The sequence below is a fragment of the 'Vigna radiata' phytoplasma genome (assembly GCF_030586915.1).
Classification (GTDB): domain Bacteria; phylum Bacillota_I; class Bacilli_A; order Acholeplasmatales; family Acholeplasmataceae; genus Phytoplasma; species Phytoplasma australasiaticum.
Genome location: NZ_JAOSIS010000029.1, coordinates 1 through 6,205 on the forward strand (window position 1 = coordinate 1; position 6,205 = coordinate 6,205).

At 24.1% G+C, this 6,205-nt stretch carries 4 protein-coding genes and 1 pseudogene; 1 reads left to right on the forward strand and 4 read right to left on the reverse strand.

Features of this window, described 5'->3' with window-relative positions; genetic code table 11:
- Positions 1-502: 502 nt before the first annotated feature.
- The 4 genes and pseudogenes from OC710_RS02310 to OC710_RS02745 all read right to left on the reverse strand — a co-directional run.
- Positions 503-721 (reverse strand): hypothetical protein, encoded by a 219-nt coding sequence (locus OC710_RS02310; protein WP_304513469.1) that lies wholly within the window; start codon positions 719-721, stop codon positions 503-505.
- A gap of 2,114 nt (positions 722-2,835) precedes the next feature.
- Positions 2,836-3,414 (reverse strand): SVM family protein, encoded by a 579-nt coding sequence (locus tag OC710_RS02315; protein WP_304513468.1) that lies wholly within the window; start codon positions 3,412-3,414, stop codon positions 2,836-2,838.
- 22 nt (positions 3,415-3,436) lie between these two features.
- Positions 3,437-3,811, reverse strand: a complete 375-nt coding sequence (locus tag OC710_RS02320) for an effector protein (RefSeq protein ID WP_304514991.1) — start codon at positions 3,809-3,811, stop codon at positions 3,437-3,439.
- 42 nt (positions 3,812-3,853) lie between these two features.
- A pseudogene (locus tag OC710_RS02745) lies at positions 3,854-3,907 on the reverse strand (SVM family protein); the annotation flags it as partial.
- A gap of 855 nt (positions 3,908-4,762) precedes the next feature.
- Here OC710_RS02745 and OC710_RS02330 point away from each other — a divergent pair.
- Positions 4,763-5,287, forward strand: a complete 525-nt coding sequence (locus tag OC710_RS02330) for a hypothetical protein (RefSeq protein WP_255872744.1) — start codon at positions 4,763-4,765, stop codon at positions 5,285-5,287.
- Positions 5,288-6,205: the final 918 nt, after the last annotated feature.

Consider the following 6,205-nt stretch of genomic DNA (forward strand, 5'->3'; position numbering starts at 1 on the left):
TTTCGCCCTATAAGAGTGATTAACTCTCTTCTTGATAAGCCGATTAACTAAATTATTCCAAATTTAGGTTTACCCTTATGACTACTAAAAAGATGCTTTATCCTTGACCATCCAGACTTTTATTTCCGGATTAGTAAATTTAATTACTTAGTTTTAGGATTCTCCAAGTTACTCTAAATTTCGACCTTAATTCTGTAGGGGAAGTATCCTCCTTAGGGAGGCTGATTCCAGGTTCTTTATTTGATAAACTATCCCATACAAACCTATAATATTGATAGCTTCTGGACTGTCCGTTTAAGCAACTTCCGGAACAGGTTCAACGATTACCTCAATTTTCCTTCTTAGGCCATCTCAGGCTTCTCCATCGAATTATTCGGTGGCAGTGTCCTCTTGACTAATTTGCTTTCGTCGCAACCTGCTTTTATGGTCTGCTATAATTCAGTATTCTTTCGTTTACTAAACCGACCATCTCCTTTCAGGGTTTATCGGCCCTGGCTATTGGTTAAATAGCACGAAATTTAGGCCTCTTTGGCGCCCAGGTTTGCGTTGTAGAAGTTGAATCAAAACTATTTTCAGATATTCGATCATCATAATTATTATCAGATTTATTTATTATTTTAAAATTAGAATTATTCGGCTTAATTGTATTGTATGAGTTATAAACGATTATTGAAATAATCATTATTATAAATAAAAAACAAATATTTTTAATTTTTTTCATTAATTAGAATAATCAGGATAGAATAGTTGAGTTTAATAATACATTTATTTCATTATATATCCCAAACTAGCCCCCCACAGAACCGGACAAGCAAGTTTCCAAGCATCCGGCGCCTAATATCTGATTACAGATATTGAAACTCTTTCGCCATGTAAAGGTTATTACCCTTCGCCGTGGCCAGGTTCTTCTAAAATATTCCAATTCTAGAATTAAACTGACGACTACTCTAAGTTTCGCTTTTCCCTTGAGCCTAACAGCTGTTAGTTTTAACCCTTTGGCGGTGCTTTTAGGGAGATCAAAGTTACTCATAAATTCTACGTGCAGTTTTAGGTACAGTTTACGTTCTTTGTTTTGAAAAATTTATTTATTCTTTTCTAAGAACGAATTTTGCTCTCTAAGTGATCCATCAAAGGATTACTAGGAATAATCTTAATTTGCGAAAGATTTACTAAATTAAGCGTCTTAGAGCTCTTGGCTTATAACAACTTGCCATCGAGGTTTATTTATTAACAACATTTTTAACCGTTTAGGGAATTTCACCTTTTCCATTACTGCTAACCTTGCGAATGCTTCCAATTTAGTTGTTTTATTTTACATCGCTTTCATGCTTTTGCTGTTACTTATTACTCTTTCGAGATAATTTGCCAAGCCAATCTTTAGATTTTTATGCGGTCTCATATCAATCGGGATAGATTAACTCGGTTTAGAAAGTGCATTGATAATTTAACTTTCATATTCGCAATTAGCCCCCCACAGAACCGGACAAGCAAGTTTCCAAGCATCCGGCGCCTAATATCTGATTACAGATATTGAAACTCTTTCGCCATGTAAAGGTTATTACCCTTCGCCGTGGTCAGGTTCTTCTAAAATATTCCAATTCTAGAATTAAACTGACGACTACTGTAAGTTTCGCTTTTCCCTTGAGCCTAACAGCTGTTAGTTTTAACCCTTTGGTGGTGCTTTTAGGGAGATCAAAGTTACGACATAATTCTACGAGAAGTGTTAGGTGCATTGTTTCTAATATTTTAAAGATTAAAGGCATTCATGAAATCTATTTTTCATTATAAATATATAGCGAAAAAGGGATTAAATAATTTAATCTTACAGATAATTTTAATGAAACGAATAATATTTTCATTAATCTTTTTTTCATCACAGTGTCAATATCTTTCTGTGGATTTGTATTAATCACTATATGCCTTTTTAACCGCTTAGGGATTTTCACCTTCTCCTTAACTTCTGGTCTGGCGCTGACTTATTGACTAGATATTTCGTCTCATCGCGCTTGCGTGCTTTTGCTGTTATCAATTACTCTTTCGAGATAATTAATCAAGCCCACCTTACAGTGTTTACGTGACCTCTGGAGATTATCACTCCAGGCTATTCGTTAAATAGCGGAATTATGCGCATCTTTTGCGCCCTTATTCCGGATAAGATAGTACGTTAGTCTATTGAATTTATGGCCTCTTTACGCCCTCTTTCTAAATATATTTTTTTAAATATACTATATAATAAAAATTTTATAAAACTTATATAAATACAATTTAATAATAAAATTATGATCATATTGTACTGGATTATTAAAGCTATAATAGTACTTTTATCTTTTTAATTTATATTTTTTTATACCCTCTATCTAAATATATTTTTTTAAATATACTATACATAATAAAAAAATGTATAGCCATATATAAGTATACACAATTTTATAATTTTCAATTTTTTTTATAATTGTTAAAAAACAAAATATTTTATTATCTTAAATCTGATAATAAATTAATGTTATTAAACACACAACACTACAAAAGACTATTTTTTTATTTAAAAACAAAACAATAAATTAAAAATTTTTAAAATAAACAATATACAATAATAAAATCAATAATTTAATTAATAATTAATAATTTTTATTATTATTTGAGCAATGAATAATAAATTAATTATTTTTATTTAATAAATTTATAAATTAGACTGTTTTTTTTCGATTTTTTAAAAAAATTAGGATTTTTTTATTAATAAATTTTTAGTTTTCTTGTGATTCGAAATAAAAAACCTCTCTTCCGAAAAAGAGAGGTTTTTTATTTTTAATTTAATTGATTAAAAAAATAATTATTTTAACGTTTTTGCGAGGTGTTATTATGAGATAAATTAATTCGAGGAATAGGCAATTGATTCATTTGCTCTAATATTTGATTTATATTTTCTTGATTTTGATTTATCATAATTTGTTTATTTCTTAAAAGATTTATTTGTTCTTCTGAAGCGTAAAGTGGTGTATTGTTAATTATTTCTATCATTTCTTGCATTAATAATGAATAATTTTGCTCTAATATTTTTATTTGATTTAAAAAAATTAATTTGGTAGTTATTTGTTGTTGAATATTTAAGTGTTTTTGTTGAGTTAAAATAATTTGTTTATGTATCGTTTCAAGCTGTTCAAATAAAAGTTTTTTGTCATTTTCTGAAACTTGCTGTTTCAAAGCATTAATAACTTCTTGCGCTTTGATTCGTTGTTCTAATAATAAATTTTGATATTTCCTATATTCTCCTAAAGAATTATAAATATTGTTACTTGTTCCAGGATCATTATTATTCATCGCTTTAATTTGATTATTATTATTTATAAATAATAATCCTAAAAAAATAAATAAACAAATACTTATTATTTTAAATTGATTTGATAATTTTAACATTAATTAAATCTCCTATAATTATTTATAATTGTTTTTTTTTGGAACTTTCTGGTTTATCAATGGAAGGTGTATGAGAATAATTTTTTCTTAAGTTCATATATTGAATATTATCATCTGATGAATTATTTTCATTATTTTCTATTGTCGAAATGATATTTTGTTGAGAACTTTCAGGTTGATCATGACGAGTAGTTAATACTTTATTATTGTTTTTTCTTTTATTATATTTATTGATTTTCGTGGTAATAGCATTTTTTTCATTTAAAAGTTCTGCTTTTTTGTCGCTATCAAATTTAAAATGTGTTAATTCGTTTTGTATTGCTAATTCCGCTTGTAAATGCCAAGCATATTCTTCATCATTGGAAATTTCATTATTATTACTATATTTGTTACCCATAGCTATTAATTTATTATTATAAAAAATAAATAATATTCCTAAAAAGATTAGTAAATAAATAATAATTATTTTAAAGTGATTTCGTAATGTAAAAATTTATTAAATCTCCTTTTATTTTTTAAATTTTAATTATATTATAATTAAAATTTTATGTTTTTGTTAAGAAGATAACACTTAACTTTAATTTTGTAAATATTTTTATATCATCTCGTTTTCTTTTGATTTATTTTTATTTATTGTAATACCATTATTGAAAGTCTTCAATTTTCAAAAATATTCATTAATTTTTATATATTAGATCGTATAATTATAAGAAATTGTTATCATATAACTATAAAAAGTAATTTATCTTTTCTATATTCAATAATTGATTATATTAATTTAAGTTTAATTATTAACATAATATAAAAAAAATTGAATAAATATATTTATTAAATTTTTACAATATATATTTATAAATAATTAAAAATTTGTAATTACTACATTTTTTTAAAATATTAAAAAAGTAATTATTTTTATCTTTTTTTAAATAAAAATAATTTTTAAAAAAAATAATAAATATATAATTATTGATTTTTTTATATTAATTCTTTTTAACTTATTTAAATATATTTTGCAAATTATAATTAACTTATTGATTTAAAAAATTTATTTTTTAAAAAATAATGTATAATATTTAATTAAACAAAGAAACAATTACTATATTATAATTGCATTTTATTATATATTGATAATATATAATTTACTATTGTTGATATTAAAATTAAAAAAAGAATGTGTATAATAAATTAAATTTTTTAAAATTTAAAAAAATATTTTCATTTTTTTACACAACAATATTTTTTAATTTATTATTTATAGAAAAATTAATAAATTTAAAATCAATAACATTTTAATCAAATAATATAATATATTTTTTTGTAAATAATTTTTTTATTAAGGAGTTTTTTTATGTTATTATTTTTTAATAATTCAATAAAATATGGATATATTCTACATTTATTATTAGTGATTATGGCGATTATAATTGTTATTATAAATTTTTTCAGAAAGAGAAAAATTTTTAATAAATGTTTTCTTATAATAAAAGAAATTAATAAAACTAATGAATTTTTATATCAAATGACACAAGAACAAAAACAACAACAAAAACAACAATATTCTAAATGGATTTCAATTATAAATGATAAGTATTCCGAAATACAAAAATATTTACTTAGTCATGTAAATAATCCATTAGAGATATTAGCAAAAATAATAATTTTAAGCGAGTCACCTATTCTTTTTAATGTTTTCGATCATATAATATTGAAAATTTTCGGTTTTTTAATATTTTTTATAGTTCCTTTTATTTTTGAAATTATTAATCATTTTGTAATTACTAAGTATAATCAAAAATTTCAAGAATCATATTCAGTAATAAAAAAAGTTAATGAAGATATTAAAAATAAACAAAATTCACAAAATATTAAGTAAAATACTAATTTTTAAGAAATTAAAAAAATTTAAATATTTTAGTAAAATTTAATTAAAAACATCTTTTTTATTAATAATATTTTTTTATTTTTGTGCAATATTTTTTAAGACTAACCAGAAAGTTAGTCTTTTTTTAATTTTTAGAACAGATTTTATTTTTAAAATTAAAAATTATATTTAATATTATAATTTTTTTTAAAAATGATCATTTTTCAATTATTATTGTTATGATAAATAAGAAGTAATATTTATTATTTTTATCTATAAACTAAAAAATTGTTTAACAAAAAATAAAATATTTACATATTTACATTATATCATCGGGCGTAAAAGAGGCCTAAATTTCGTGCTATCTAACCAATAGCCAGGGGCCGATAAACCCTGAAAGGAGATGGTCGGTTTAGTAAACGAAAGAATACTGAATTATAGCAGACCATAAAAAGCGGGTTGCGACGAAAGCCAATTAGTGTCAATATGACACCCGCCACCTAACAATTCGATGGAGAAGCCTGAGATGGCCTAAGAAGGAAAATTGATGTAATCCTAAAACCTGTTCCGGAAGTTGCTAAAACGGACAGTCCAGAATCTATCAATATTTATATTTTGTATTGGATAGTTTATCAAATAAAGAAACCTGGAATCAGCCTCTTAACGAGGATACTTCCCCTAAAGAATTATGGTAGAATTTTAGTGTAACTTGGAGCATCCTAAAACTGAGTAATTAAGTTTACTAATCCGGAGATAAAAACCTTGATGATCAAGGATAAAGCATTTTCTTAGTAGTCGTAAAGGTAAACCTAAATTTGGAATAATTTAGTTAATCGTCTTACCAAGAAGAGAGTTAATCACTCTTATAGGGCGAAAGAAGAAAGTAATTTGCTAGTTATTCAATGGTATCGGGAAAAGGGGTTGATATAT

Coding starts and splice junctions, on each gene's coding strand:
- OC710_RS02310 (WP_304513469.1), bottom strand. CDS start 721: ATGAAAAAAATTAAAAATATTTGTTTTTTATTTATAATAATGATTATT.
- OC710_RS02315 (WP_304513468.1), bottom strand. CDS start 3,414: ATGTTAAAATTATCAAATCAATTTAAAATAATAAGTATTTGTTTATTT.
- OC710_RS02320 (WP_304514991.1), bottom strand. CDS start 3,811: ATGGGTAACAAATATAGTAATAATAATGAAATTTCCAATGATGAAGAA.
- OC710_RS02330 (WP_255872744.1), top strand. CDS start 4,763: ATGTTATTATTTTTTAATAATTCAATAAAATATGGATATATTCTACAT.